Here is a 25,935-nt window from a genome sequence, read left to right as displayed (position 1 = left end):
AAATCCGCAGCTTGCGGGCGGCGGGGTATAAAGGTGCGATTTCGTATGAAGCTTTCGCCAGTTCGGTGCATGATCTGGCAGACCCTAAATCGGCGCTGGAGGCATCTATGACATTCATTCGCGAGGGGGCGGCTGCCTGAGTGCATACTTTGCCTGAGTTATTGGATATCCGCACACCGATTTTGTTCAGCACCTAGCGAAACGGAGACGGCGCGAACCGGCCAATCCATCTAGAACCGATGCTATTGGCATCTCAGCCTATATCCCGTCCAAAACTCGGCACATTAAAGCGAGTAAAGACACCAAAGTCGATATGTGCGTGGGCTTTCTCCCTACTGTCACGTGATCGCGTGGCTTGCCGAAGCGCTTCATTCAGTAAGGTCGAAGGGTCTTGGGCAATCAGGTAATCCATTAGTCCGTCTCGAAGAAACGGCACCGTAATGTGGTTGGTCTCATGGCCGACAATCAGAATTTCGCGTTCGCGATGCATGTCGCGAATCGCATCAACGAGTCCCGCATTGCCGCCACCTACGTTGTAAACCGCAGCTATGGCGGGGTTGTCGCGCAGCAGCCGACGCACCGCATCTCGGGTAGTGGAAGGGCTATCGGCCCCTAAAGCTTCTCCCGCCAAGACTACTTTGGGAAAATGGGTTCGCAACGCCGTCCTGAAGCCGATTTCGCGATCTTCGTGACATCGGTATGCGTGGTCGCCCAACACGACGCCTACTGTCGTAGAGCGGTCACCCAAGGCCCGGCCAATCAGATAAGCGGCGGTTTGTCCCGCAGCACGGTTGTCGATGCCAACAAACACGTCGCGGGCTTCGAGCGGAAGATCAGAGATTAAGGTGATGATGATTTTGCCACGCTGCCGCGCTTCTACCAGTTGCGCCACCAACCGCTCGGAAAGTTTTGCGGTCAAAACGAGGGGCCTCGTCACGTCCTCACACTGGGCGGTTACGGCCTGCAACATACTGGCATCGTCTGCCTGATACAAATCATGAAAGACGCACCCCGGTTGCCCAGCCGTGCCCAGTGCCGATTGAAGCTGCGCCGTCATACCGCGGCCCAGCCGCACCAAAATGTCGCACCGACCACCATGGGTATGGGCGGCCCCCAATGGCGGAGTTGACAACCGCACCAGCGTGCGCTCGACCAAGTCTTGCGTGCGACGATGCACTCCGCCGCGCTTGTTTAGCACACGGTCAACCGTCGCCCGAGACAGCCCCGATTCTCGCATGACTTCGGTGATACTGACGCGCGACATTGGATTTTCCTAAGTTAATAGCATTTCTGAAATAACTCAAAACGCTCAAATGACAAGTAATTCATTATCGGAAAATGCGTAACTGAGTGATTTTGAGTTATATTGGAACGAAAATTCTAGATTTGTGTTGGAATAGAACTCATTTTGATTGAACGCTTGGGTAAATAATGTCCTTTGTCTTCCAGGGAGACAGCCGGGATACGACTTCGGCTAACACTACCGGCGCATGAGGCTGCGTCGTCAGGGAGGATGATACAGTGACAACACAAAATCAGGCGGCGGGGCAAGCGCCAGTCGCGGGGGCGGCTATTGCCCGCAAAAGGCCCCCGAAAACCCGGATGGACAAACTGCTCGGCCGCCCGGAATCGGGCGTAATCATTGCGGCAATTATGGTCTGGGTGTTCTTTGCCACCTTCGCACCGCATTTCTTTTCCGCCCGTGTTACCGCGAATGTCCTGTTGGCCGGGGCGAGCCTTGGCATCATCGCGGTTGGGGTGGCCACTTTGATGATCGCTGGGCAGTTCGATCTGTCGGTTGGCTCGGTTTACGGTCTCTCGGCAGCTTTGGTAGTGCTGATGGTCAACCATGGCGTGCCCGGTTGGGCTGCGCTGCCGATCATTATGGTGTTCGGCGTCGTGCTTGGCACGATCAACGGCCTGTTGGTGACAAGGTTGGAAATTCATTCACTGATTATCACCTTGGGCGCGCTGATGTTTTATCGCGGTGTGCTGCTGGCGATCACCGAGGGCTTCCCTATCCGGCTGAAAATCCCCGACCCGTTCATGTCGATGTTGGATTTTGAGGCGTTTGGCATCCCCGGCCCGTTCTTTTGGTTCATCGGTTTTGCCGCGATCTTCGCTTATGTGCTGACCCGCACCCGCTTTGGCAACTGGCTGTTTGCGACTGGCGGCAGCCCGGAGGCTGCGCGTAGCATGGGGGTGCCTGCCAATCGAGTGCAAATCACCGCCTTCGCCGTTGCCTCTATGCTGGCATGCGTCGCTGGATACGTTTCTGTCGCACGGTTCTCGTCGGTCGATGCCCTGCGTGGCACCGGGATGGAGCTTGAGGTAGTGCTAGCCGTCGTCGTCGGCGGAGCGTCGCTGAACGGTGGCTATGGCTCGATCATCGGTGCAGCCTTGGGTGTGCTGATCATCGGGATGATCCAGCAGGGTCTGATCCTAATGGGGATCTCGGTTTATTGGTATCAGGCCGGCATCGGCCTGCTGCTGATCGTCGCTGCCATCGTCAACCAGTATGTGCGTAAGCGGAGCATCTCGTGATGACTAAAGCCATTCTTGAACTTTCAAACGTTTCCAAATCATTCGGTCGGGTGCACTCGCTGCGCGGCGTCAATTTGACAGTGCGCCCCGGCGAGGTGCTGGGCCTGCTGGGCGACAATGGTGCGGGTAAATCGACGCTGATCAAAGTGTTGGCCGGGGTGCATCAACCCACCTCGGGAGATATTCTGTGGGACGGAGTGAAGACCAATCTCGACAGTCCGCGCGTGGCGATGATGCGAGGGATTTCCGTAGTTTACCAAGACCTTGGCATCATCCCTTTGCTGTCGATCTGGCGGAATTTCTTTCTGGGTCGTGAGGACGAGGTCAGCCGCAAGCTGCCGTTCCACTATCAATTGCGTCACAGTCATATGCGTGAAGTGGCGCGGGGCGCGCTGCAAAATCTGGGCATTCATATTGACGATGTCGATCTGACGGTGGCGAAGCTGTCAGGGGGCGAGCGTCAATCCATCGCCATCGCGCGCGCTGTGCATTTTCAATCCAAAGTTCTGATCCTGGACGAACCCACCGCAGCGCTATCTCTAAAGGAAACCGCCAAGGTGCTGGCTTACGTCCGCGAGGCCCGTAACCAAGGCGTCGCTGTGGTGCTGATCACCCACAACATCGCCCATGCCTACGAGGTTTGCGACCGCTTCACCGTGTTGTTCCACGGGTCGGTCGCGGAAACCGCTGATCGCGAAAGCGTCACAGAACAACAGCTTGCGAACCTGATCAACACAGGCACCCGCGAGCAGCGCCGCATTGCCGTCTGAGAAACGGCATTTTTAGGGAGGAAACCTACAATGCAATCTATCATTAAAATGGGGGCTGTCAGTGCTCTGGCTTTGCTCAGCGCTGGGGCAGCGATGGCGCAAGACGACCATTGCGCGGGCCGCAAGCCATATCTGATCTATTACGCCACCCATGCCATCGCCGAGCCGGTGTGGGAGACGGTTAAAAAAGGCGCCGAGCAAGGCGCTGCCGATAACTGCCTGACGATCAAATGGACGCAGGACCAGACCTTCTCGATTGAGACCACGATCAACAGGATGGAAACAGCAATTTCCGAGAAACCCGATTTGATGGTTATCACGGCCACCGATCCGGTCGCGATGCGTCCGACGATCGAGAAAGCCAAAGCGGCGGGTATCCCAATGATCGCGATCAACTCGCTGGACCCAGCCCCTAAGGCCGAGCGCGTGCCTTATGAAATCGGCATCGGTGCTGACCTTTATCAATCTGGCGTGGCCGCAGCCCAGCAAGTGCTGAAAGCCAATCCCAACGTCAAACATGGCGTTGTGCCGAACCACGTTCCGGGGCACGCGGGACTTGAGGCGATGGCGAAAGGCTTCAACGACACATTGATCGCGGCGGGGGCTACTTCGGAAACCATCGCTTTGGGGGCCGATACCGCGCAGATCGCTTCGACCATGTCGAACTATTTCCTTGCGAACCCGGAAACCGATGCGGTGTTCTGCATGAACGCAGGCCCATTTTGCTTTGAAACCGTGCTGGATGTCGAACGCCGTGAAGGGCTGTCGACCAAAATCTCGAACGTGTCCTTCGATATCTCGCCGGCTTTGCTTGAAGCGATTGGCACTGGCGAAGCTGTCGCAGGCATTGACCAGTTGATGTATCTGCAAGGTTATCTGCCGGCCGTAATCGCGCGTAATTTCCTTGATTACGGCATGATGCCCGATGCCGACATCATCACCGGCCCGGCCATCATCGATAAATCAAACATCGACAAAGTGAAGTTCCGCGTCATGGAAGCGGGCCTGAACTAGCTCGAACCCGAGCTTCCCTCCACGGAAGATTTACCCATAAAAACCGGTCGGGCGAGCAATCGCCCGGCCATCCACTCGCAAAGACATGGGCTAGGTAGAACATGGACGATCTTAAACACGGCAGCCGCGATAAGCGTGGCAACTGGACCCCAAAAGAACCGCTGACCAGCGCGCCAATTTTTGTGCTTCCGCCACGCCCGCTCGATTTCCTACGCTGGTTGCCACATTATTTCCTGCCGTGGAATGTGCTGTTCATGGTCTCAGCCACGCTGTTCTGGTGGTATCTGACGCCGAGCCAAGACATCCTGAAAACCCTGCATTGGTCGTGGATTTTGGCGATCTTCGCACGCAACTGTTTGGCGGTGTTCCTGTTCTACGGCGCGTTCGAGCTGCGGCTTTACGTCAAGCGCCACCAACAGGGTCGCTTCAAATACAACCCGAAATTCCCTGCCGACAGCAAAAGCGGTGCATTCTTCTTTCGCAGTCAAAACTTGGACAACATGGCGCGCAGCTTTGGCTCTGGTGTGCCGATTTGGACGGCATTTGAGGTGCTGACCCTCTGGGCCTTCGCCAATGGTTACGCCCCGATGGCCAGCTTTACTGCAAATCCGTGGTGGCTTTTAACCATAGTGTTGCTACTGCCATTTTTTCACGAGGTGCATTTCTTCATCGTCCATCGCCTGATCCATTTGCCCATCCTGTATAAATGGGTGCATTCGGTGCATCACAACTCCAGCAACCCGTCGCCGTGGTCGTCGCTGTCGATGCACCCAGTCGAACACCTACTGTATTTCTCGGGCTGTCTTGTGCATCTGTTGATCTTTTCGCACCCGTTGCTGGCGATCTATCATCTGCATTTCGCAGGTTTTGGTGCGGTGGTCGGCCATGTCGGCTTTGACAAGATGGAGACCGGGAAAGATCGCGGCGTCGACACCCATGCCTACGCGCATTACCTGCACCACAAATATTTTGAGGTGAACTATGCCGATGGCCTGATCCCGTTGGATAAGCTGTTCGGCTCATGGCACGATGGCACCAAAGACGGTGAGGCGCAGATGGATGCGCGGATGGCCAAAAAACGCGCTAAAATGAACGCCAAATTCAATCAGAAAGCCTGAAATGACCCGTCGCATGACCCTTGCAGACCTGCGCGCGCTCAAAGGCAAACGCCAAATCCTGACCATGCATGTGGAAGATGACCGCGAGGCCGCAGCCGCCGCGAGCGCCGGCATCGAAATGTTCACCTGCGAAGTTGATGCGATGCTGCCGCGCATCCGTGCCGCAGGCCCGACCGCGTTCATTCAAGCCGCCCATCCGCAAGGCACCATTGCCTCGGAGGAAAGCGCCATCCGCGAAGGTTTCCGCGCTTTAGAACTCGGCGCAGATGCGATCTATTTCGCAGGCTCGCTGCGGCTGGTTGAGGCTATGGCGCGCGAAGGCATTCCGGTGTCCGGCCATGTCGGCCTTGTGCCGCGTTGGGCGACGTGGACCAACTACCGCGCCATCGGCAAAACCGCCGAGGAAGCCGCCGATCTGTTCCGCCGCGTTAAAGCCTATGAAAACGCCGGTGCTGCCTTGATCGAGATGGAGGTTGTTCCGGTTGAGATCGCCGATTGGCTGACCAAATCGACCACGCTGATCACCGAAGGCATGGGCTGTGGCGCGGTATGCGACACACAATATTTGTTCTCTTGCGATGTTTTGGGCACCAATACCGGCCACTACCCTCGTCACGCCAAACGCTACGCAGACCTTGCCGTCGAGGAAGCCCGCGTGCAACAGCTACGGCGCGACGCTTTTCAAGCCTTTGCCAAAGATGTTCGCGGCGGCGGATATCCCGAAAGCAGCCATGAAATTCGGGGGACCGAGGACGTTTTAAGCGCGGCGCGAGTACTGGTCGGGCGGCAGCCTTAACGGCTGGCTGCGAAAACGCGAGTTTGTATGAGTTTTCCATCACGCTTAGGCTTGTAAGTAACGTTTCAAACGGGACATGTCATGTCGATTGAATTAGCCCTGAACCGCACCTGCGCGCCGCAGTTGGCGCTGATCGAGTTCATCGGACTTGCGCGCGTCGTCGGCGCGGCGGCTGTCGAGTTGCGCAACGATATTGTCGGTCAGGAATTTGCCAACGGTATGCCCGCAGCGGAGTTGAAGTCGCGACTGGATGATGCGGGGTTGCGGTTGGCTTCGGTCAACGCGTTGCAGCGGTTCAACGATTGGACGTCAGAACGTGAGATCGAAGCGCGCGCGCTGATCAGCTATGCGGCCGCACTCGGTGCGCCGGGAGTGGTGTTGTGCCCGGCACATTTGCCCGGCGATATTGGGGACGATGCGCATCGGCGGTTGTGCGAGGGTTTGGCCGGACTGAAACCGATTTTCGAGGCGACGGGCATTACCGGATATGTCGAGCCGCTGGGGATGCAGCATTCGACGATGACCAAGCAGGGAGAAGCGGTTGCAGCGGTCGATGAAATTGATGGTTGGGGTAATTTCAGCCTGTGCTACGATACCTTCCAGCATTTCCGTTGCAGCGATCCGACGCTGTTCCCCGAGCATATTGGCTTGGTGCATATCTCGGGCATTGCGCGGACTGATCTGAGACCAGAAGCGCTGACCGAACCGGATCGCGGCTTTGTCGATCTGGACGACCGCGTTGGCAATATCGCGCGGCTGCGTGCGATGATCGAAGCGGGCTACCAAGGCTTTGTGTCAGTGGAGCCGTTCAGCCCAGCGACCCAACAGGATCCGTTGATTGCGACCCGTCTTCGAACGAGTTTGCAATATGTGAAGCTGGCGGCAGGGCTGCGTTGAGGCGCAAGATGCAAAGAACCCCGCCAATCACCCTTGGGAAAACAGGGCATTTGACGGGGTGCCTTTCTGACAATCACACAGACCCGCGCGGGGGAGCTTCAACGCGGGTGGGAGTTCAGCCGGGAAGCCGTGTCAGGAAGGATTCAAATTCGACGTCATCGATGCTGACCAGATGCTCTGGTGCGGGGTAAGCTCCACTGTCTACATCGGCTTTGAACTCGGCATAGGCGGCGGTGCGCTCGTCTTGCAGGCGGGCAAACTCAGCGGCGAAGTTGCGATAGGTTTTGGCATGACGCGGCTTATGGCCCTTGGTGCAGCCAAGCACATCTTCGGAAAACAGATACTGCGCATCTCCGCCGGTGCCTGCGCCCATCGACAGCATGATCAGACTGGTGCGCTTGGAGATCTCGGAAGCAATGCGGTCTGGCACGACTTCAAGTTCCGCCCCGAAAGCTCCGGCTTCTTCCAATGCCTGCACCTTGGCCCAAACGCCCATCGCAGACTCGGCTGTCTTGCCAACCGCCTTGAAGCCGCCAGTCCAAGTGGCTTGCGACGGCACCAGACCTACATGGCCGACGACCGGAATACCCTCGGATGCCAGCCCTCGCACTGTGGACAATGACGCCGAGCAATAGACGCAATCGCCACCAATGCGCATCGCGCGGTGAGCGGCGCGCAAGTAGTCCTCATAGGTCGCGAGAACCCCATAAAGCAGACCGACCTGCACAAAGCAGTTACCCGCAGCCTCACGCATTTCTGGCGTCCAAAGCGGATCAATGATCGACAGCATGTCGATGCCTGCGGCAGCGGCGGCGCGGGCTTCATCCAGCGTCTCGACGTAAAGCATAGTCATCTGGCGCTTGCCTTTAAGCGCGCGGATATCGGCAACGGTCGGGCGGCGGTTGGTCATGGGAACTGCTTTCTTGTCAGGTTTTGTGTTGGTTAGCGCTGTGCTTTCGCGGCCAGCTTATCGCGGCGTTTCTTCATCCGCTGATCGAGGATGTCGTCATAAGCGGGCGTCCCGTCGTGAAATGTTCCCATAATCTTGTCTATGGGAACCGAGCCGTCGCCGTAATTTACCTCAAAATATTTGTGGTGCAGGTAGTGGTTATAGCCGTTGACGTCGATCGGGGTGTCTTCGTTGAACACCATCTTGTCGTAGCCAATGTGCCCGACAATGGAACCCATCGCCGAAAAGTTGAGCTGGAACAGCGCGAACACCGGGTGAGCTGGTATGATCAGGAACAGCAAGCAAGATGAGAAAAACAGCGCCTGTTCAATGGGATGCATCGAAAGCGATGACCACGGGCTTGGGTTGACTGAATTGTGGTGGATCGAATGGATGTGTTTGTAGAGGAACGGCAGGTGGATGGGCCGGTGGACGCAGTAGAAATGAAACTCGTGCCAAATTGGTATCGCCAGCCACAGCGCGATAAACCAGATCGGATGGTCGGCGAAGGTCGTCCAAGCACCATAACCGTTGGCATAGCACCACAGGATCAGCACTTCATAAGCTGTCCAGATCGGCACGCCGGTTCCGAACGTTCGGATCGCGCCGTCAATGGTTTGCGAGCGGAACATAAATACGTCGGACTTATTGTCCGCCGGGAATTTGCCGTTGTATTTGAATTGCGCTCCTTGGCTACGCTTGACGTAAAGCCGAAGTTCTATCGCGCCGAAGAACAGTAGAAGCGCTGCCGCGTTGCGGGCGAAGATGAACAGCACCCAGCCGGGTGAGATCGTCTTCATCGTCTCGACCGAAGGCGTCAGAAAGTTCCAGTAGATCAGCGCAATGGCCATCCACGCGACAGACCATGGAAAGAAGTAAGCCTTTGCCCAGGCAAGGATATCGCGGGCATTCCAAGGCAACCGATAAAATGGTGCGATTTGCAGCGGCTCGTTCGGAGACCAGTCGCCGCGCTTATTCCGTCTGCCGTATCGTAGATCGTCCATCGGGGACTTCCTTTTATTCGTGGTTTGGCTCTGCGAGGTCAGGGCCAATATTTGTCGATGTAGCGCTGCATCTCGGAGCGCATGAAGCGACCGGATTCGTCGGCCTTTTCCTCCCATGCGAAGACGCAGGCGGTCATGATGCCGTCGAAGCCGACTTCGGCTAGCGTGCCGAAGAAATCATCCCAGGGCACCTCGCCTTGGCCGATGTTCAGGTGCTGATGCACGCGGGCTTGGGTGCCGGGTGGATTGATGATGTATCGCAGGCCAGAGCTGGCCTTGTGATTAAAGGTATCGCCAACATGCACATGCGCCAGCACATCGGCACATTCGCGCAGCATCGTTTTGGTATCGTCGCCGAAATAGAACGTATGGGGCGCGCAATACAGAAACTTGACGTTCTTCGAGTTCACCGTGCGGATGATATCGACGGCGGGTTGAAGGGTTTCGACCCAATCTTCCGGGTGTGGTTCGATATGCAGGTTGATGCCTTCGCGCTCCAGCACGGGGACGATTTCTTCCATCGAGCGCCACCACGCATCTTCGCACGTCTCGATCATGCTTCCGGTATGACAGCAGTAACACGAGCCCTTATCCGGATGCGCACCACGACCAAATTCTGAATTCATCGTGTCGACTTCTAATTCGACACAGATATCAATTGCGCGCTTCCACTGACGAACGGCGGCTTGACGCTCGACCTCGTCATTTGAGGCCCAACGATACATTGGCAGTAACGAGGCAATCTTGACATTTTCCGCCGCAAGCGCCGCCTTGAAGGTTTTGATCCGATCAGGAAACACCCTTGGCGCTTTGAACCATTCTAGAAAATCGGCGCGAGGGCTGAGTTCGATCCAGTCGTATCCCAATTCGCGCACCTTGCGGGGAAGGTCTTCGAGGCTGAGATGTCGATGCATGAACGGGTCTAGGGCGATGCGCATCCGAAGGTTCCTTTTATGTCAGTTTTAGCCAGACACCGCCAGCTTCATGGCTGTCAGCACAGCGACCAACAAAGCGCACGCCAGCGGCCCCGCCTTTGGCATCGGTGTATTCGGCTTGGCCTTCGGCCAAGGTTTTCCCCGATCTGCGGGCCGCGATCACCAACCCAAGTTCGGCGTAAAGGTTGCCCCAAGCATCGGTCAGAGCCTCGCCGTGGCCGCGGGGCAAATGCACCAGACGTTCGGCTGCCGGGTGCATGCCCGCGCCATTGCCGCGCACGATGATGCGCTCGGGTTCGTCCAGCATGTTGACGCGCAGGTATTCTGGGCGTTCCTGATCCCATTCAATACTGCCAGCCTCACCAAACACCCGCAGACGCAGGGCGCAATAATTGCCGGCTGCGGCCTGGGTGAGCCACAAAAGGCCCGGCGCGCCGTTGCTTAGTTTCAGGCTGACAAAGGCGGTATCCTCCATCGCTTTTGGCGCACCGCAAACGTGGAAATCAGCGCGGAGTTCGGCCACATCAAGCCCAGTGACCGTGTGTAATAGGTGATACGCATGGGTGCCGATGTCGCCTGTGGCCGAAGCGCGACCAACCTTAACCGGATCGCGCCGCCAGGCCGCCCCTTTGAAGCCGGGATCTTCGGGCGCGGTGGCCCAGTCTTGGGCGTATTCGACGTGAACCTGCCGGATTTTTCCTATCGCTCCATCGGCAATCATGTGACGGGCTTGGCGCACCATCGGGTGATGCGTGTAGGGATAAGTCATCGCCAGCACGACGCCAGTTTCTTGTTGCAGGGATACCAAAGCGTCGGCCTGCTCCGTCGAGATCGCCATCGGCTTATCCAAGATGACGTCGATCCCGGCGCGCAGGAAGCCTTCGGCAATTTCGAAATGCGTCCAATTTGGCGTGCAGATCACGACCGCTTCAATGCCATCAGCGCGCGCGGCTTCTGCAGTGATCATCGTGGGCCAGTCGTCATAAGACCGATCCGGACCGATGACCCAATCGCGGGCTGAGGCTGCGGCGTTGTCGGGATTGGACGACAGCGCCCCAGCCACAATATCCCAATGGTTCGATAGTCGCGCGCCTGCGGCGTGCCATTCACCGACCAACCCGCCCTTGCCACCGCCAACAAAACCGAGCCGCAGACGTCGACCCAGCGGCGGCACCCTTAGGCCGCCTTTTTCTCCGAATGCCATATTCTGCTCCTATGTCCGAATAACGTGGTAAGTGACTTCCTCGATCGAGGTATCCTCTTTGCGCGCCTCATAAACTTTCGCGCCGTGACTCATCACCACGAACCGATCGCAAACTTGGAAGGCGTGATAGAGATTGTGCGTTACCAGGACCGAGGACGTGCCCTGAGTTTTAAGATCGCGGACATAGGCTAGCAGATGTTCTGTCTCACGCACCGACAGAGCCGATGTCGGTTCATCCAACAGCAGGATGTTGCGCTTGAAGTGAACGGCGCGCGCAATCGCCACCGCTTGTTTTTGCCCCCCTGAGAGGAAGCCCACCTCTTTGTCAGGATCATCTATGCCGGAGATCTGCACCGCCGACCCCAGGATTTCGATGGTCTTATTTTCCATCGCTTTGTGGTTCATGAACCCGAATGAATTGGTGATCTCGCGCCCTAAGAAAATATTGCGGGTGATCGACATCTGATCGACCAGCGCGATGTCCTGATAGATCGTTTCAATCCCGGCAGACTCGGAATCGGACCGCATGTTGAAGTTGACCGGCTTGCCGTTGGCAAAGATCTGGCCGGATGTGGGTGGGTTGATGCCCGACATCATCTTAACCAGCGTGGATTTGCCCGCGCCATTGTCACCTAACAAGCCCACGACTTCATTGCGGCCAATATAGAAGTTCATCTTATTCAGCGCCACAAATCCGCCGTAGCGCTTGGACACATCCCGCATTTCGAGCAGTGGAGTTTCGGTTGGTTTCAGCCCTTCGATAGGCGTTGCCGACGGTGCGATGATTTCAAGATTGCTCATCTAAATTACCCCTTGCGCCGAATGGCCATGTTGGTGATGACCGAGATGACGATCAGACTGCCAACAAACATGTCGAAGTAGAAACCAGGCGCGCGCAGCAGCAGCAGCAGATCCTGAATGGTATACATCAGCGCAGTGCCCAGAAACACGCCCAGCACTGAACCACGGCCACCGTTCAATGCCGCACCACCAATCACGCAAGCCGCGATAGCTTGAAGTTCAAGGCCCAGCCCGCCGCCGGGTTGGATCGACATCACACGCGCGCCCGCTAGCACTCCGGCGAAGGCTGCCATGAAACCAGCGATTGCGAAGGCGATGATTTTGGTGCGCGCTGGATTAACACCGATCGCGACAGCGGCGTTACGGTTGCCGCCAACTGCAAAAAAGTGGTTGCCCAGTTTGTGATGGTGGAGCAGGAAGTAGAAACCGATCGCGAAAATGATGAACCAAATCATCGAGGTATGCACCACCCCGACTGAAGAATTGAAAATAGTGTTAAACGGCTCTGATGGTTTGAAACGCATGGATTGCGCACCGTGATACAGCAGTGTTGCACCTTTCCAGATCAGCATCGCGCCCAGCGTGGTGATAAAGCTGGGGATGTTGAATCGCAGGGTAATCACGCCGTGAAGCACTCCTGCAAGCGCACCCACCAGCAATCCGACCGCCATGGCCGCGAAGGGTGCCCAAGCCGATGCGCCGGCAACGCCAATGTCACCGCCCCAGCTGGCCGTCAGTGTTGCCACGACGATAGCGCAGAACGAATATAGAGCGCCGACTGACAGATCGAACTCTCCGGCGATCATCAGCACCGAGACACCCAGCGCCATGACGCCCAATGGGGCGATGGCTTTTAGTGTTACGGCGATGTTGGCGGGATCAAGATAGCGGAATGTTGGATGGATTAAGGCGGCGATGATCACAACGACTTGCACCACCACGAACAGCACTGCGATGCCGCCTTCGGGTTTGGTGCGAATCCAGTCTACGACTCGCGACAGGCTGCTTCTGGTGTTGCGCGCGTCTATCGCGGCGCGGATATGATCGGTCTGCAATGTGGTCATCGCGGCTCTCCTCCCCTGAGTGTTCTTATCGAGGGGGCTTGGCCGCCCCCTCCTGAGTGCATTGCGACGTAGATCAGCGAATAACGCCGGACCACTCGACTGCGGACTGGTAGTTGGTTTTATCGACCAAGCCCGAGCCACCTGTCTTCATCTCGGAAGGGTAGAGGCCGTATTTGACCGCCAAAGCTGCTTGGGTGACGCCGTAAAAGCCTTGCGAGTAGGGCTGTTGGTCGACCGCTGCGATCATGTCGCCATTGGCAATATCTTGCAGGATGGTATCCGAGATATCAAAGCCGCCGATGGCGACTTTGATGCCTGCGTCTTTGGCCGCTTGCACAGCTTGGCTGTTGGGACTTTGGCCAAGACTGATGATGGCTGTCACTTCTGGGTGGCCCAGCAGATATTGCGTCATCTTATCCAGCGCCTGACCGTGATCGTTGCCGGTGCCAAGGATTTCGGTAGTCGCACCGATTTCGTCCATCGCCTTCTTCACGCCTTCATGGCGCAGCACGGCATAGGTGCCTTCAGGGGCCTCGACTGGCGTAAACACCAGATCGCCTTTCTTGATGCCGCCCTCCGCAATCATACGCTTGCCAAGGTTATAGCCGGAGTCAACGAAATCTTGACCCATGAAGGCGAGACGGCAGATGCCACCATCGGCGCCCTTAGAGTCGTCGATGTTGATCGTCAACACGACGATGCCAGCTGCAGCGGCTTTGCACAAAACGTCATCATAGGCGTTATCATCCGCAACGCCGACAACGATGGCGGAAACCTTATTTGCAATCGCAGTTTCGATAATGGTGGTTTCGTTGACAGGATCTTCCTCGCCATACTGGATGTCGAGAGTGACGCCCTGCTGCGCGGCCGCATCCATACCACCGTTGTTGACCGCCTCAAAGAACGGGTTCGAGGCTTGCGACCAGTGGAGCATCAGTATGTTGATACCCGACCAATCGTGATCTTTGTCGGCGGCGAAGGCTGTCCCGCCGCATACCAATGCGGTAGAAATTGTAAGCCCGGCGATCATCTTGCGAAATGTCATATGTTTTCCTCCCGTTGAATATCCTTCGCGTCCGAGAAATCAATGATTTCTAGGCGGAATGTCACAAAGGCTGATGGCGGTCTCCCCCCGCACGACACACCGATTCGCTGAGTCAGATGGCGTCGCACCGCCATGTTGCATCGAAAATTGGCTTCTGACAATGATTGCAACTTGCATTGCGCATAGTTTGTTGATCAGATTTGATCAGGGCATGAATGCAAACACTCGTTTTGGCGAATTCGTTGCATGCAATGTGTTTATGCGGGGGCATATCAGATGAAAAAGCCGAGTTTGCTCGATATTGCTACGGCAGCTGGTGTTGGTTCAGCAACGGTGGAACGGGTGTTAAACGGGCGCGGCGGTGTCAAGCCTGAAACGGTGGAGCGAGTGTTGAACGCCGCGCGTGTGCTGGACTCACCACGTCGCCTGCCAAGTCCGCATACAGGTCTCAGGCGGATCGACGTGGTTTTGGTGCGACCCGAGACGACGTTCTATGCACGTCTTGGTCAAAGCTTTAAACGCATAGCGGCTTCGCTTGACCCAGCGTCTCCCTGCTGCGCAGCTTTGTTGATGAGCATGATGCGGCGGCTATTGTCGAGAAAATTCGCAACCCATCCTATAGACGCGCTGGCTTGATCATAACTCCACCTGATCATCCGACGGTGCGGCAGGCGTTGATCGAACAGCAATCGGCAGGGCTGCCGATTGTGCAGGTCGTTACGCGCGCGACAGGAATAGACTCGGACTACGTTGGCATCGACAACCGCGCGGCGGGTCGGTCGGCGGCGATGTTTATGTCGCGTATGCAATCGCGACCGGGGTCTGTGGTCGCGTTATGCCACTCGACGATTTATCAAGTGCAGCGCGAGCGCATTGAGGGCTTCTCTGATTACTTCATTCATAACCCACGCGAAGGTATGGTGTTTCGCCGCGTCATGTTCGGCCATGATGAGGCAGAGCTTAGCGGCAAAGTGTTGCGCGAGACCTTGGCTGATTTCCCCGATCTGGTGGGATTTTATAACGCAGGTGGGGCAAATTCGACTGTGTCGGAGGTGTTGCGGCGGCATAGCGCGCCCGGTCAGGTGTTCTTTGTTGGTCATGAATTGACGGAACGCTCTGCAAGCGCACTGAAAGAGAACGTGATGTCAGTGGTGCTTGACCAGTCCCCCGAGTTGCAAGCAAAGCGGGCGGTAGATGTCATGCTGTCGCGGTTGGGCTTGATCCCGTCGCTGAGCAACCCGCCTATTCCCTTCATCACGTTGACCGCAGAAAACGTTTAACGCAGGTTAATCAGCCGCTTTCCAGACAGTTATTATTGCTAGTTTCCTACAAGATGGAAAACCATCAGCGTCAGACTTTCATCAGCCTCGACGCAGTCTATTTTCGCCTCCTGAATAGGGGGGCGCGATGAAATACCGGCAATTTGGTCGAATCGGCTGGCAAGTCAGCGAAATCGCGTTTGGTGCGTGGCAGTTGGGTGGAGATTGGGGCGCAGTCGATGATGAAGCGTCGATCAGAACCCTGCATCGTGCCTTTGAATGTGGCGTCAATCTTGTAGACACCGCCTATATCTACGGTAATGGTCATTCCGAAGAAGTTATCGGCCGCGCCTTGCGTCGTTGGACGGGGCACAAGATTTATGTTGCCACTAAGGCTCAACCCGTCGAATGGCCCGCACCCGACGATGACGCCCCGCAGATGCGTGGGCGATATCCCCCATGGTATTTGCGCAAGATGGTGGACAACGCTCTGCGTCGATTGCAAGTGGACCGGATCGACCTATTCCAACTGCATTCATGGATGTCGTCCGGCCTATGTGAGTTAGACTGGTTAGAGACGCTGAACGCGCTTCGGATCGAAGGTAAGATCGACCAGATTGGGGTGTCAATTCGCGACTACCGTCCGGCAGACGGGGTCGAACTAGCACGTTTAGGACTGGTCGCTAGCCAGCAGGTTGTATTGAATCTATTCGAGCAGCGTCCAGCGGGTGCGCTGTTCAGGGCGGGTGCAGGCACGCAAGGCTTCATCGCGCGGGTGCCGCTCGATTCCGGTTCGCTGGTTGGGCGTTGGGATGAACATACGTATTCGACCTTCGGCAAGGGTTCCGTTCCTGCGCAACTGTTTCGCGGTGAGCGGTTTGCGGAAACTTTGGCGCGCGTTCGGGCGCTTAAAGCCTTGTGCGCGCCGTATTATCCAACGCTGGCAGAGGCGGCGATGCGCTATGTTCTGTCCTGCCCAGAGCTATCTTGTGTCATTCCCGGGATGCTGAACCCAGAACAGGTGGATATGAACATTGTTTACAGCGATGGCGCGGCATTTCCAGAAGACCTAAAAGCCGCGCTTGCGGCACATGCTTGGCCACGCAACTTTTACCAGTAGGATTACGATGACGAAACAACTGGAACTGCTTCGGCCTGGTCAAATTGCAGAGGAAATGGCGCGTTGCCCGCGGATATGGTTGCCATTGGGAACGATCGAATATCACAGTCTGCATCTGCCAGTTGGCCTAGACGGCCTGCAAGCGCATGGACTGTGCTTAGATGCCGCCGAACTGGCGGGTGGGTTGGTCTATCCGCCGTTATGGTGGGGCACAGGCGGTGGCCATGGAGCTTATCCCTGGACAGTAATGATGCCGACAGAGGCCGAACTATCTGCGCTGCTACACCTAACTATGAACCGGTTGCAAAGTTTTGGCGTGCGGCAAACTGTGCTGTTCACCGGACATTTTGCCGAAGAACAACTTGCGTTGATTGCCGAGTTAGCGCGCCTGTGGAATGCCCAGAACCGGCAGATGAGTGTTTTAGCCCTCGGTGTGAATGGCAATGACGCCGCCGCTCTGCCACCCGATCATGCCGGCCGCTTTGAAACCACGCTTCTTGCTGCGTTTCAGCCGGAGACCGTGGCAATTTCTATGCTCGCACCGCCAAGCCCTGACGAGCTTGGCGAAGACCCGTTTGGCATCCAGCGCCACGCCCCCAGCCACTCACTCTACGGTATATTCGGAGCCGATCCGCGCAATTTCAAACCGGAAGACGCAGCAACATTGCGTCGATCAATGGCTGCTTGGCTGGCCCAACGCGCAGGTGCACTGTAGCGTAAATATTGCTAATCTGGCGCGTATTCGGGCAGATTTTCCGGTCCATAAAGCACGATTGGCACAGTTGACACATAAGGCGGTGACAGATGACTGACGCTCGCAAAATTGAAATGGTTCAGTGCCACGTCGAGGGCGAATTGTGCTTGCAGTTCAGGGCTTTGATCTATGGTAAGGGTCATAACTCCCGAGCGCAACGACTCCCACGTAAACGACGTCAACTCATGCCCGATGAATACTGGACGATGTCGCAAGAGTTCGGCCTGAATCGCCGCCACCACGCCGCGATTTCCAGCCCCGACATTGTATATCGCCACTGTGTCGGTGTGGCTGCGAAACGCATCTTTCAACCGCGCCTCGGACCGCACTGCGTCATCGCCGCCCTCGACAATCTGCACGACAGGAAAGCCGGGCGCGTGGGCGGTAAGATAGTCGGTCAGCCCCCGCAGCCGATCAATACGTGACTGAAAGCCCAGATGATTGCACAGCACGATGACCGGGCCAGCCGGTGCCATGCGTGACAAAAAATAGCCCGCCGACCGCCCCGACTTCAAATGATCGGTTCCGGCGTATGCCAGTCGGGCCGAGCCGGGAAGATCTGAGATCATCGTGATCACGGGTTTGCCACGGCCAGCCAGATCGGCGATGGCGGCTCGGATTGTCGGATGGTCCTGCGCATAAACCACCACCACGTCGCAATCACTGCGCAAAAGTGCCTGAGCGACGGCGGCGGGTGACTCATCTTCCAGCGTGGTGCGATAGATGGCAACGCTATGATCCATCCGGTCGGACAGACGGCGAAACTCGATCCCCATACGACCGATCAGCGGCAACTCGGGTCGCGCAAGAATAACATTGATACGCACCATGCGATGGTGACTTTCAGGCAGCGAGCGCCGCAAACCCATCTCTCGGGCCGCTTGCAATACCCGCTGACGCACATCGTTTGACACATTGCCACGCTCATTGATCACGCGGTCCACAGTGGCGGTTCCAACCCCGGCCAATTCAGAGACATCCTGCAAGGTCGCGCGTTTCTTTTGGGTATTTTCTGTCATTTTTTCCAAATGCTTAACGACGACGTGACGCTTAGTGAGAGAGTCACGTGATGGTTTCCAATCAACTATACGGTGCGACTCTTTGTCAAGCTGCCCTAAAGGTAGGCGCAGCGAGAACGCTTGGTGCCGGTTGCCAGCACGTGAAAGTTGCGGGAATAATTTGGGAGTGGCGATCAAAATTTAATGTCCGCAACAAGTGCGGCAACTCCGCAGCATATCCCGATAGATGTGCCTACGAAATTCGCCCAGCTTCACTAATGCAACCAAAGTTGATGACCGCAGCAACTAAAGCCGATCTGCCAAGGGTGCGTCGAGAACGAGGAGGTTCACGCGCGCCCGGTCTACAATAAAATCCGCCCAAACGGCGGCAACTCGGAGGAGATGCTATAATGATATTCCCGAAACCGAATTTTAAGACAGTGCTTTTTGCAACTGCATTGGCTTTCGGCGCACAGGTTGCGCTCGCCGATGGTGTTAGCATTGCTGTGGTTGGCGGCAAGGCGGACGATCCGTTTTTTGCCAAAGTCAAAAAGGGCATTGATGATGCCACATTGGTGGTCGCGTCTCACGGCGGCACTGTCAACTATTTGATGTTGCAAAACTATGACAACATCGGCGGCGATGCTGCCAATTTGGTGCGCACAGCAATTTCTCAAGGCGCCAGTGTCATTGCAGTGCCAAACTGGGTGCCAGATGCCCAAGACGAGGCAATCAAGGCGGCGATGGATGCAGGTATTCCGGTGTTGCTGTATAATGCGGGCGGAGCCGATAAAGCCAAAGAATTGGGCGCGATCAACTACATCGGCAATGAAGAGTATCCGGCTGGTCTGGCGGCAGGGGCTTACTTCGGCAGTCACGGCTTTAGGAACGTGATTTGCGTCAACACAGTTCCGGGCGCGCAAAACTTGGAAGATCGCTGCAAAGGCGTGGCAGACGGCATTGCGAAAGAAGGCGGCGTATCCACCCAACTGCCGCTCCCTGCCTCCAGCTTTGGTGATCCAACTGCGGTTGCAGAGGCGATCAAGGCGACACTAATGAAGGATCCCACTATCAATGGCGTGGCCACAATTTCAGCGCGGATGCCAACTCGGCTGCTATTGGCATCGACCAAGCCGCGCTAACAGGCAAGGTGCAACTCGCATCCTTCGATATGGACAGCGCGGGTCTGGATCGGATCAAGGCAGGCACACAGTTGTTTGCAGTTGATCAACAGCCTTGGCTGCAAGGCTTTCTCGCCGTGTCGATGGCGGATGCATATGTCAGCTTTGGCACCGCCATCGCATCCGCGCCGGTTCTGACCGGTCCGGGCATCGTCGACGCCGCCAATGTGGAAGCAACTATAGCCGGTGCTGCGGCTGGTTTTCGATAACAGTTGCCCGCCTATCGGTCCCGCCATCAGCGGGATCGCATTTTTACTAGCCACGATCTGACCGGCCGCGATTAACGGTGCCGATGCGGATTTGCAGCGACGGGACATAAAACATGAGCATACAAACTACGTCATTTTCCGTGGGCGCTTTGTTGCGCCGACCCGAGACGGGCTCTTTCCTTGGCCTTGCAGCCGTCTTCGTGTTTTTCACATTTTTCGGTGGCAGCAACTTTGCCTCTGTCAGCGGCTCTGCATCTTGGCTGAATGTGGCAGCGGCACTGGGTATCATAGCTATCCCCATTGGACTTTTGATGATCGCCGGAGAGCTTGATATTTCCATCGGTTCGTTGGTGCCCGCAGGCTCAATGATGGTGGCGATCCTATCTGGGCATTTTCACTTGCCGATTGGTTTAGGCATCGCCGCAGCCTTGGCGCTGGGGGCACTTGTCGGACTAATCAACGGTCTGCTGGTCGTGCGAACTGCGGTTCCGAGTTTTATAGTCACGCTTGGCACATTATTCGCGGTCGCCGGCCTGACGTTGGGGCTATCGGTTTTGGTGACTGGAACGACATCAGTTGCGCTCAAAGCGGGGCCTGAGGCGAAATGGCTGCTGGGCCGCTTCATCGGCGGCGTGTTTCAGGTGACAATCTTGTGGTGGATCGCCGCGGCATTGCTTTGGGGCTTCTTGTTGCACTTCACGCGGTTCGGCAACTGGATATTTGCAATGGGCGGCGACAAGGTTTCAGCCCGCAATGCGGGCATCCCCACTGATCGCATGACAATCATGCTATTCATGTGTAGCGGTGCCAGCGCTACGTTTGTTGGTGTCAGCCAAGCAATCCTATACAACTCGGCGCAGGTGTCGGCCGGGCAATCGTATATTTTCGACGCCATCATATCTGTGGTGGTCGGCGGCGTGCTGTTGACCGGCGGCTATGGCTCGGTTGTTGGCATCGTGCTCGGCACCCTTACCTTCGCGGTGGTCAGCCAGGGCATCTATTACACTCCCTTTGATGCCAACTGGGCGAGCCTAATCATCGGTGTGCTTTTGTTGCTTGCGGTGTTGATGAACAACACTTTTCGCACATTGGCTCTGTCTTATGCTCCCAAAAAGAAGGCTGCAAAATGATGTCTATACCCATTCTCAGCCTGCAAAATGTCAGCAAATCCTTCGGGCCCATCGATGTGCTACACAATATTAACCTTGATCTGCGCGCAGGCGAAGTGCTTTGCCTTCTGGGCGACAACGGGGCGGGCAAGTCAACGGTAATCAGACTATTGTCCGGTGTGCATCAGCCAAGCAGTGGTGCAATTATGATGGATGGCCAGCCGGTAAACTTTGCCAGCCCACGAGCCGCGTCCGACCATGGCATCGCCACGGTGCATCAGTTCGGCGGCACGTTCCCCCTGATGTCGATCGGGCGCTCTTTTTTTGTCGGTGTCGAGCCAACCAAAGGTTGGGGGCCATTCAAAGTGTATGACCGCAAAAGCGCCAACACTATCGCCGTAGATGCTGTGCAACGACTTGGTATCACCCGCATAACCGATGGCGACCGTCTTGTAGGTGGCCTGTCTGGTGGGGAGCGCCAATCTTTGGCAATTGCTCGTGCCGTCCATTTCGGCGCTCGCGTGCTGATCTTGGACGAACCGACGGCCGCTCTGGGCGTCAAACAGGCAACGCATGTGTTGCGCATTGTGAATGAGGCAAAGCGACGCGGTTTGGCAGTGATTTTCATAACGCATCAGGTAATGCACGCGATGGCTGTGGGCGATCATTTCGCTGTGCTTATCCGGGGAGCCATAGCTGCCGACTTCCGCAAAGGCGAGAAATCCAGAGAGGAAATTACCGATCTTATGGCGGGCGGCGAAACTATGGCGACACTGGAAGCCGAGATTGAGGGTTACAGCGCGAAGATCCAGCCCGCCTAGCGAACGCATGTCGCAGATCTGCATCACCAGAGTCCTGGGTTAGCGATTGACAAATTTGCCCGAGGACGCCGCCAAAAACCCTATCGAGCGGGTGATTACACTTTGAGCAATTATGGCTGGTCGGTTCCAAATTGATCGAAAAACATCATCACATGCCTTCTGCCTGAACCACGCAGTTGTATAATTTAAGCAACCCAGCCCAGTCTCTTACTTTAAATCATCGAGAACATTCGCCGTTCTCTGAAAAACACAAGGCACAGCAATGGACGATCTAAACTTTGGCAAACGCAATAAACGCGGCGATTGGGAGCCGTTTGAGCGCATTTCTGCTGCGCCGCTTTTCGAGGTTCCAACGCGACCCGTTGCTATCGCAAAATGGATATTTGGATGGGACGGCTATCTTCTGCCGTGGAACTTGTTTTATGGACTTGTCGCGGTTGCGGTTTGGCTGTGGGCGACCCCTTCGATGGCCACAATGCAGACATTGGCACCGGGATGGGCTCTTTTCATTTTTGCCCGCAACGCTGCGATGATTTCAGTGACGTCGGGATATCTGCACCTCCGCTTATATATTATGAAAAAGCAGGGGGGGCTGTTCAAATACAACGCGAAGTGGCCTTCAAAATCCAGCGACGCTTTTCTGTTCCGCGATCAAAACAAAGATAACATGTTCTGGACTTTCATTTCTGGCGTGCCGCAGTGGACGCTTTACGAAGTTCTTATGCTCTGGGCAATGGCCAACGGCTATATTGCCACCCTCGACGCTACAGCGCATCCGGTAATGTTTGCAGTCATCATGTTCTTTATTCCCATGTTCCGTGAGCTGCATTTCTTCATGGTTCACCGCATGATCCATTGGCCACCGCTTTATAAATATGTTCATAGCTTGCACCATGCCAACGTCAATCCCGGACCATGGTCTGGTATTGCGATGCACCCGGTTGAGCATTTGTTTTACTTCTCAACAGTGCTGATCCACGCAATCGTGCCGTCTCATCCGGTTCATGTCATTTTCAACTTGGTCCATGCCGGTCTAACACCAGGCCAAGGTCACACCGGCTTTGACAAGATCGTTAACGGGAAAACCGTGTTGAACACGCATGGCCACGCCCACTACCTGCACCACAAATATTTTGAGGTAAATTACGCCGACGGCGCGCTACCACTCGACCGTTGGTTCGGGAGCTTTCATGATGGTAGCCCTGAAGCTGACAGTGCGATGGAAGTTCGGATGGCTAAGCGTCGCGCAACTTTGAACCGTAAAATATGACTTGGACGGCTGTTTTGTCGCGCAGGAGGAACAGGTACCGGAAGCATTTCTGACAAGTGGGGACCATCGGTTTTTAATGCGCGCTTCCGCTTGGTGGGCATGATTAACATCTAAGAAGCACAGAAAATTATCGATGTTTGTGGACGCGTTTTTCATCTCTCTGTCAGTGAGTCTGTAAGGGGTGCGCGCGGCGCATCGCGACCGACAATTGCGTCGGCTAACTGAAAACTATTAAAGGCTTTTAGAAAATCTCCGGCATCGTCAGAGTGTTGGAAATAGAAGAAATACATATCGCCACCGACTGTTGGCCCAATACTGTGCCAGGCCCACCGACCCCAACCAGTGTGCTTGTCCAACCATGGAGAAAGGACGAGTATAGCCGATGCATATTCTTCAGCAGGAATGCGCACCCGGAGTCTGACCGGAAAATCGCGATCATCTCGCTGCGGCATGGTGAGGCTTGAGCTAATCATGGGGCAGTATGGCCCAAGTTGTGTGGTTGCGTGTTTCTCCCGCCATTGTTGGCGCGCCGTTCGTAATCGTCGCCCAGCTACAGCGGTCGGTGCGGGATGCTGAATTGCAGCTTTTGGAATGGCGGGTTTAAGGGGCGTTTGATCCTGCCTTTAGACGACGTTGAAGGCGTACGTGAAACCTCCAAAAGCCTTCCGATTCCGTGAGGTGAAAACCACTTATACCATCGCCGCTCAGGGCGCGGCTCCGGAGTGGACTAAGGTCCTGATCTCCAAATATGAGTTGGCAAGCTTCGAGTAACGTCCGACCTTGGTTGGAAATCGATCTGCAGGTGAGATTCATTAAACGCGCGCTAGCCGGTGCGCGCCAAAGATGTTCTACGACAGCTGCTTCAGGCCCCCACGCAACAACATTTCTATGCCGATCCCCACCAGACAGTTAACGGCAAAGGCGATTACCGTCAGACGAAAAGCATCCATGCACATACCCTTTCCACTTTTTTGCTTCCTCACCCTCTCACCATTCTAGCAAAAAAATATGAAATCGTGGGATTTTCGACCAACAAAATCATCGACGGGAGCCTGAAATTTGCCAATTGTGGGATCAGTTTTTGAGTGTACTAGGGACGGATGATTTGCTTGCCGAACTGACTAAATCTTGTGGGAATGGTTAGGAGTACCGGACGTGAAAAACGACCGACACGTTGTTCTGGTCGTTGAGGACAGTCCTCTGATCCGGCTAAACGTCTTAGACATACTCGTGCGCGCTGGACATGAGGCCTTAGAGGCCGAAAACGCCGACGAGGCGATTCTTATCCTAGAGGCGAGGGAGGACATCGATTTGGTGTTCACTGACGTGACGATGTTCGGGTCAATGAATGGCATAGACCTATGTCACTATGTTCGGATTTCGTGGCCGCGTATCAAACTAATCGTCGCGTCAGGGACGGTGTATTTGCGCGAAAACAGCCTACCCAAGGGATGGAGGTTCTTATCGAAACCATACACCGAAATTACCGTTAAGAACGCGGTATCAGGACTGCTTGGCGACTAAACCGCTGGGTCGGGCCCCCCGGTTCAACAAGCCGCGTTCCTGGCCTGCGCGCTTAATGCCGAGGTGGGTTCGGTGCATCCGATGACGACGCCCGTCATTTTGACCAAACCGTTTAAGTGGGAAACATGGATGGGCGCACCATTCTAAATCGCTGCAACGCTTCAGCGGTCGCTGCCGGACGGCAACCTTCGGCGGCTGGGCGGGCCCGCCAAAACGAACAGCGCGCGTGCTCGCGGGTGTCAGAACCGGTTGCGCCGACGAGGGGCTGGTGTAGCCACGGCGCGCAAGAATGCCGTGCTCATGTTGACCCTTTGGAATCCGGCGCCGACTACAAGTGGATGAAGGAGGCCGCTGCCTGATCTTGGCGCAGATAAAATTGCTTCGGGTGATTGCTCGGGCCCAAAGAGCGCGGGTCTTGTGCTGCGCGAGCCCAGCGTTGAAGTGGCGGTGTTTGAATGCGCGCGCGGCGGCATTCTGCGCGAGGGCCTTGCTTTCGACGAATGCGATGTGGGTGCGGTTTTGAATGTGTCGGAAGACCATATCGGCCTTGGTGGTGTGGAAAGTGTCGATGATCTGGCGGCGGTAAAGTCGGTTGTTGTTGAAAGCGTCCGCCGGGGCGGGTGGAGCATCCTGAATGCGGATAACCAGCTGACCGCCGCGATGGCGCGCCATGCCGGGGGCAACATCTGCTATTTTACTTTGAAGGATCAGCGCGACTGGCCCGACTTTCTAATTGAACACGTTGCGGGCGGCGGCCGCGCGATTGCACGTGAGCGCATCGGTGATGGCTGGGACATCGTCCTTCACGAGGATCACGAAGCGATTTATTTTATGAAGGCGCGGGAGATCCCCGCGACGCTTGGCGGGCACGCCGAGTTTAACGTGGCCAATGCGCTCGCCGCAATCGCAATGGCCTATTGTCACCGTGTGCCGCTGAAAACCATCCGGGCCGCGATGAGCAATTTCCGCGCCACCTTCGACCAACTTCCCGGTCGGTTGAACATCCACGACGCGCACGGCTTCCGCGTAATCCTCGACTACGCGCACAACCCTGATGGCCTAACGGCGCTGGGGGCGCTGATTGATAAAATGCGTACCGACTACAAACGGATAGTCGGTCTTGTCGCCGTTGCCGGAGACCGTCGCGACGCCGATATTCGCGAGATGGGAAGCCTCGCTGCGCGTATTTTCGACGATATCATCCTGCGCGAGGACGACAATCTTCGCGGCCGCGAACCCGGGTCAGTAACCCGTCTGTTGCGTGAGGGTGCCTATGCCGCCGGATGCGAGCCGGGGCACATTTTCGATGCTCCAAGCGAAACCGCTGCGGTCGAGATGGGTTTGCGCAAAGCGCAGCCCGGCGATCTTCTCATCGTGCTTGCCGACAGAGTCGAAGATGTATGGGGGCAGATCCGTGGCTTCGACCCAAACAGCAAAAGTTCGATCACGGCGTTTCCCGATGTGGCGACTGCGGAGGTGGCGTGATGTGGGCGCTGATACTGCACGGCGGTGCAAAGGAAATCGAACCTGACAAAGCCGACGCCAGCCG

Annotated in this window: 24 protein-coding genes and 1 pseudogene; 16 read left to right on the top strand and 9 right to left on the bottom strand. The window is 56.1% G+C overall.

What is annotated here, in order from left to right; genetic code table 11:
* Window positions 1-253: 253 nt before the first annotated feature.
* Entirely contained in the window at window positions 254-1,264 is a 1,011-nt protein-coding gene (locus JWS10_RS01140; protein ID WP_299503983.1) for a LacI family DNA-binding transcriptional regulator, read from the bottom strand.
* 257 nt (window positions 1,265-1,521) lie between these two features.
* On the opposite strand from JWS10_RS01140, the gene JWS10_RS01135 reads away from it, so the two are divergent.
* From JWS10_RS01135 to JWS10_RS01110, 6 genes are all read left to right on the top strand, one after another.
* Window positions 1,522-2,544, top strand: a complete 1,023-nt coding sequence (locus tag JWS10_RS01135) for an ABC transporter permease (protein WP_299503982.1) — start codon at window positions 1,522-1,524, stop codon at window positions 2,542-2,544.
* Window positions 2,544-3,314 (top strand): ATP-binding cassette domain-containing protein, encoded by a 771-nt coding sequence (locus JWS10_RS01130; protein WP_299503981.1) that lies wholly within the window; start codon window positions 2,544-2,546, stop codon window positions 3,312-3,314. The genes JWS10_RS01135 and JWS10_RS01130 overlap by 1 nt, the downstream gene beginning before the upstream one ends.
* A 30-nt stretch (window positions 3,315-3,344) precedes the next feature.
* Window positions 3,345-4,328 carry a substrate-binding domain-containing protein gene (locus JWS10_RS01125; RefSeq protein WP_299503980.1) on the top strand — a complete coding sequence of 328 codons (984 nt, stop codon included), beginning with the start codon at window positions 3,345-3,347 and terminating at the stop codon, window positions 4,326-4,328.
* A 101-nt stretch (window positions 4,329-4,429) separates the two neighbouring features.
* On the top strand, window positions 4,430-5,446 hold the full coding sequence (locus JWS10_RS01120; protein WP_299503979.1) for a sterol desaturase family protein: 1,017 nt from the start codon (window positions 4,430-4,432) through the stop codon (window positions 5,444-5,446).
* Between the two features lie 13 nt (window positions 5,447-5,459).
* The gene (locus JWS10_RS01115; RefSeq protein WP_299503978.1) at window positions 5,460-6,242 is read left to right on the top strand and encodes a 3-methyl-2-oxobutanoate hydroxymethyltransferase; all 783 of its coding nucleotides are present in this window, start codon (window positions 5,460-5,462) and stop codon (window positions 6,240-6,242) included.
* 81 nt (window positions 6,243-6,323) lie between these two features.
* Window positions 6,324-7,139, top strand: a complete 816-nt coding sequence (locus JWS10_RS01110; protein ID WP_299503976.1) for a TIM barrel protein — start codon at window positions 6,324-6,326, stop codon at window positions 7,137-7,139.
* Between the two features lie 115 nt (window positions 7,140-7,254).
* On the opposite strand, the gene JWS10_RS01105 is transcribed toward JWS10_RS01110, so the two are convergent.
* The 7 genes from JWS10_RS01105 to JWS10_RS01075 all read right to left on the bottom strand — a co-directional run bounded on the left by JWS10_RS01105 (window position 7,255) and on the right by JWS10_RS01075 (window position 14,141).
* Window positions 7,255-8,049, bottom strand: coding sequence for a 3-methyl-2-oxobutanoate hydroxymethyltransferase (locus JWS10_RS01105; protein ID WP_299503974.1), 795 nt, complete (start codon window positions 8,047-8,049; stop codon window positions 7,255-7,257).
* Window positions 8,050-8,081: 32 nt separating this feature from the next.
* Complete coding sequence (locus JWS10_RS01100; RefSeq protein WP_299503972.1) at window positions 8,082-9,140, bottom strand: sterol desaturase family protein; 1,059 nt, start codon at window positions 9,138-9,140, stop codon at window positions 8,082-8,084.
* Window positions 9,131-10,030: a sugar phosphate isomerase/epimerase gene (locus JWS10_RS01095; RefSeq protein ID WP_299503970.1), complete on the bottom strand. Its 900-nt coding sequence runs from the start codon at window positions 10,028-10,030 to the stop codon at window positions 9,131-9,133. Before JWS10_RS01095 ends, JWS10_RS01100 begins: the two co-directional genes overlap by 10 nt.
* A gap of 13 nt (window positions 10,031-10,043) precedes the next feature.
* Window positions 10,044-11,231, bottom strand: a complete 1,188-nt coding sequence (locus JWS10_RS01090; protein WP_299503968.1) for a Gfo/Idh/MocA family oxidoreductase — start codon at window positions 11,229-11,231, stop codon at window positions 10,044-10,046.
* 9 nt (window positions 11,232-11,240) lie between these two features.
* Window positions 11,241-12,032 carry an ATP-binding cassette domain-containing protein gene (locus JWS10_RS01085; protein ID WP_299503966.1) on the bottom strand — a complete coding sequence of 264 codons (792 nt, stop codon included), beginning with the start codon at window positions 12,030-12,032 and terminating at the stop codon, window positions 11,241-11,243.
* Window positions 12,033-12,037: 5 nt separating this feature from the next.
* Complete coding sequence (locus JWS10_RS01080; RefSeq protein ID WP_299503964.1) at window positions 12,038-13,096, bottom strand: ABC transporter permease; 1,059 nt, start codon at window positions 13,094-13,096, stop codon at window positions 12,038-12,040.
* 73 nt (window positions 13,097-13,169) lie between these two features.
* On the bottom strand, window positions 13,170-14,141 hold the full coding sequence (locus JWS10_RS01075) for a substrate-binding domain-containing protein (RefSeq protein ID WP_299503962.1): 972 nt from the start codon (window positions 14,139-14,141) through the stop codon (window positions 13,170-13,172).
* Between the two features lie 276 nt (window positions 14,142-14,417).
* Between JWS10_RS01075 and JWS10_RS01070 the strand changes: the two genes are divergently transcribed.
* The 4 genes from JWS10_RS01070 to JWS10_RS01055 all read left to right on the top strand — a co-directional run bounded on the left by JWS10_RS01070 (window position 14,418) and on the right by JWS10_RS01055 (window position 17,235).
* On the top strand, window positions 14,418-14,777 hold the full coding sequence (locus JWS10_RS01070) for a LacI family DNA-binding transcriptional regulator (RefSeq protein WP_299503959.1): 360 nt from the start codon (window positions 14,418-14,420) through the stop codon (window positions 14,775-14,777).
* Window positions 14,774-15,421, top strand: a complete 648-nt coding sequence (locus tag JWS10_RS01065) for a substrate-binding domain-containing protein (RefSeq protein ID WP_299503956.1) — start codon at window positions 14,774-14,776, stop codon at window positions 15,419-15,421. Before JWS10_RS01070 ends, JWS10_RS01065 begins: the two co-directional genes overlap by 4 nt.
* Window positions 15,422-15,548: 127 nt before the next feature.
* On the top strand, window positions 15,549-16,520 hold the full coding sequence (locus JWS10_RS01060; RefSeq protein WP_299503953.1) for an aldo/keto reductase: 972 nt from the start codon (window positions 15,549-15,551) through the stop codon (window positions 16,518-16,520).
* Between the two features lie 7 nt (window positions 16,521-16,527).
* Entirely contained in the window at window positions 16,528-17,235 is a 708-nt protein-coding gene (locus JWS10_RS01055) for a creatininase family protein (protein ID WP_299503950.1), read from the top strand.
* Window positions 17,236-17,246: 11 nt separating this feature from the next.
* On the opposite strand, the gene JWS10_RS01050 is transcribed toward JWS10_RS01055, so the two are convergent.
* On the bottom strand, window positions 17,247-18,293 hold the full coding sequence (locus JWS10_RS01050; protein WP_299503947.1) for a LacI family DNA-binding transcriptional regulator: 1,047 nt from the start codon (window positions 18,291-18,293) through the stop codon (window positions 17,247-17,249).
* A 389-nt stretch (window positions 18,294-18,682) separates the two neighbouring features.
* Between JWS10_RS01050 and JWS10_RS01045 the strand changes: the two are divergent.
* From JWS10_RS01045 to JWS10_RS01015, 6 genes and pseudogenes are all read left to right on the top strand, one after another.
* Window positions 18,683-19,662, top strand: a pseudogene (locus tag JWS10_RS01045) (substrate-binding domain-containing protein).
* A 113-nt stretch (window positions 19,663-19,775) separates the two neighbouring features.
* Entirely contained in the window at window positions 19,776-20,792 is a 1,017-nt protein-coding gene (locus tag JWS10_RS01035; RefSeq protein WP_299503941.1) for an ABC transporter permease, read from the top strand.
* Window positions 20,792-21,592 carry an ATP-binding cassette domain-containing protein gene (locus tag JWS10_RS01030; RefSeq protein WP_299503939.1) on the top strand — a complete coding sequence of 267 codons (801 nt, stop codon included), beginning with the start codon at window positions 20,792-20,794 and terminating at the stop codon, window positions 21,590-21,592. The genes JWS10_RS01035 and JWS10_RS01030 overlap by 1 nt, the downstream gene beginning before the upstream one ends.
* A gap of 262 nt (window positions 21,593-21,854) precedes the next feature.
* The gene (locus tag JWS10_RS01025; protein WP_299503938.1) at window positions 21,855-22,862 is read left to right on the top strand and encodes a sterol desaturase family protein; all 1,008 of its coding nucleotides are present in this window, start codon (window positions 21,855-21,857) and stop codon (window positions 22,860-22,862) included.
* Between the two features lie 1,155 nt (window positions 22,863-24,017).
* The gene (locus tag JWS10_RS01020) at window positions 24,018-24,386 is read left to right on the top strand and encodes a response regulator (protein WP_299503936.1); all 369 of its coding nucleotides are present in this window, start codon (window positions 24,018-24,020) and stop codon (window positions 24,384-24,386) included.
* 417 nt (window positions 24,387-24,803) lie between these two features.
* Window positions 24,804-25,871: a cyanophycin synthetase gene (locus JWS10_RS01015; protein WP_299503933.1), complete on the top strand. Its 1,068-nt coding sequence runs from the start codon at window positions 24,804-24,806 to the stop codon at window positions 25,869-25,871.
* The last annotated feature ends 64 nt before the right edge of the window (window positions 25,872-25,935 follow it).

This window comes from Cypionkella sp., from assembly GCF_028290025.1.
GTDB lineage: Bacteria > Pseudomonadota > Alphaproteobacteria > Rhodobacterales > Rhodobacteraceae > Cypionkella.
This window is presented reverse-complemented; position numbering and strand designations above follow the sequence as displayed.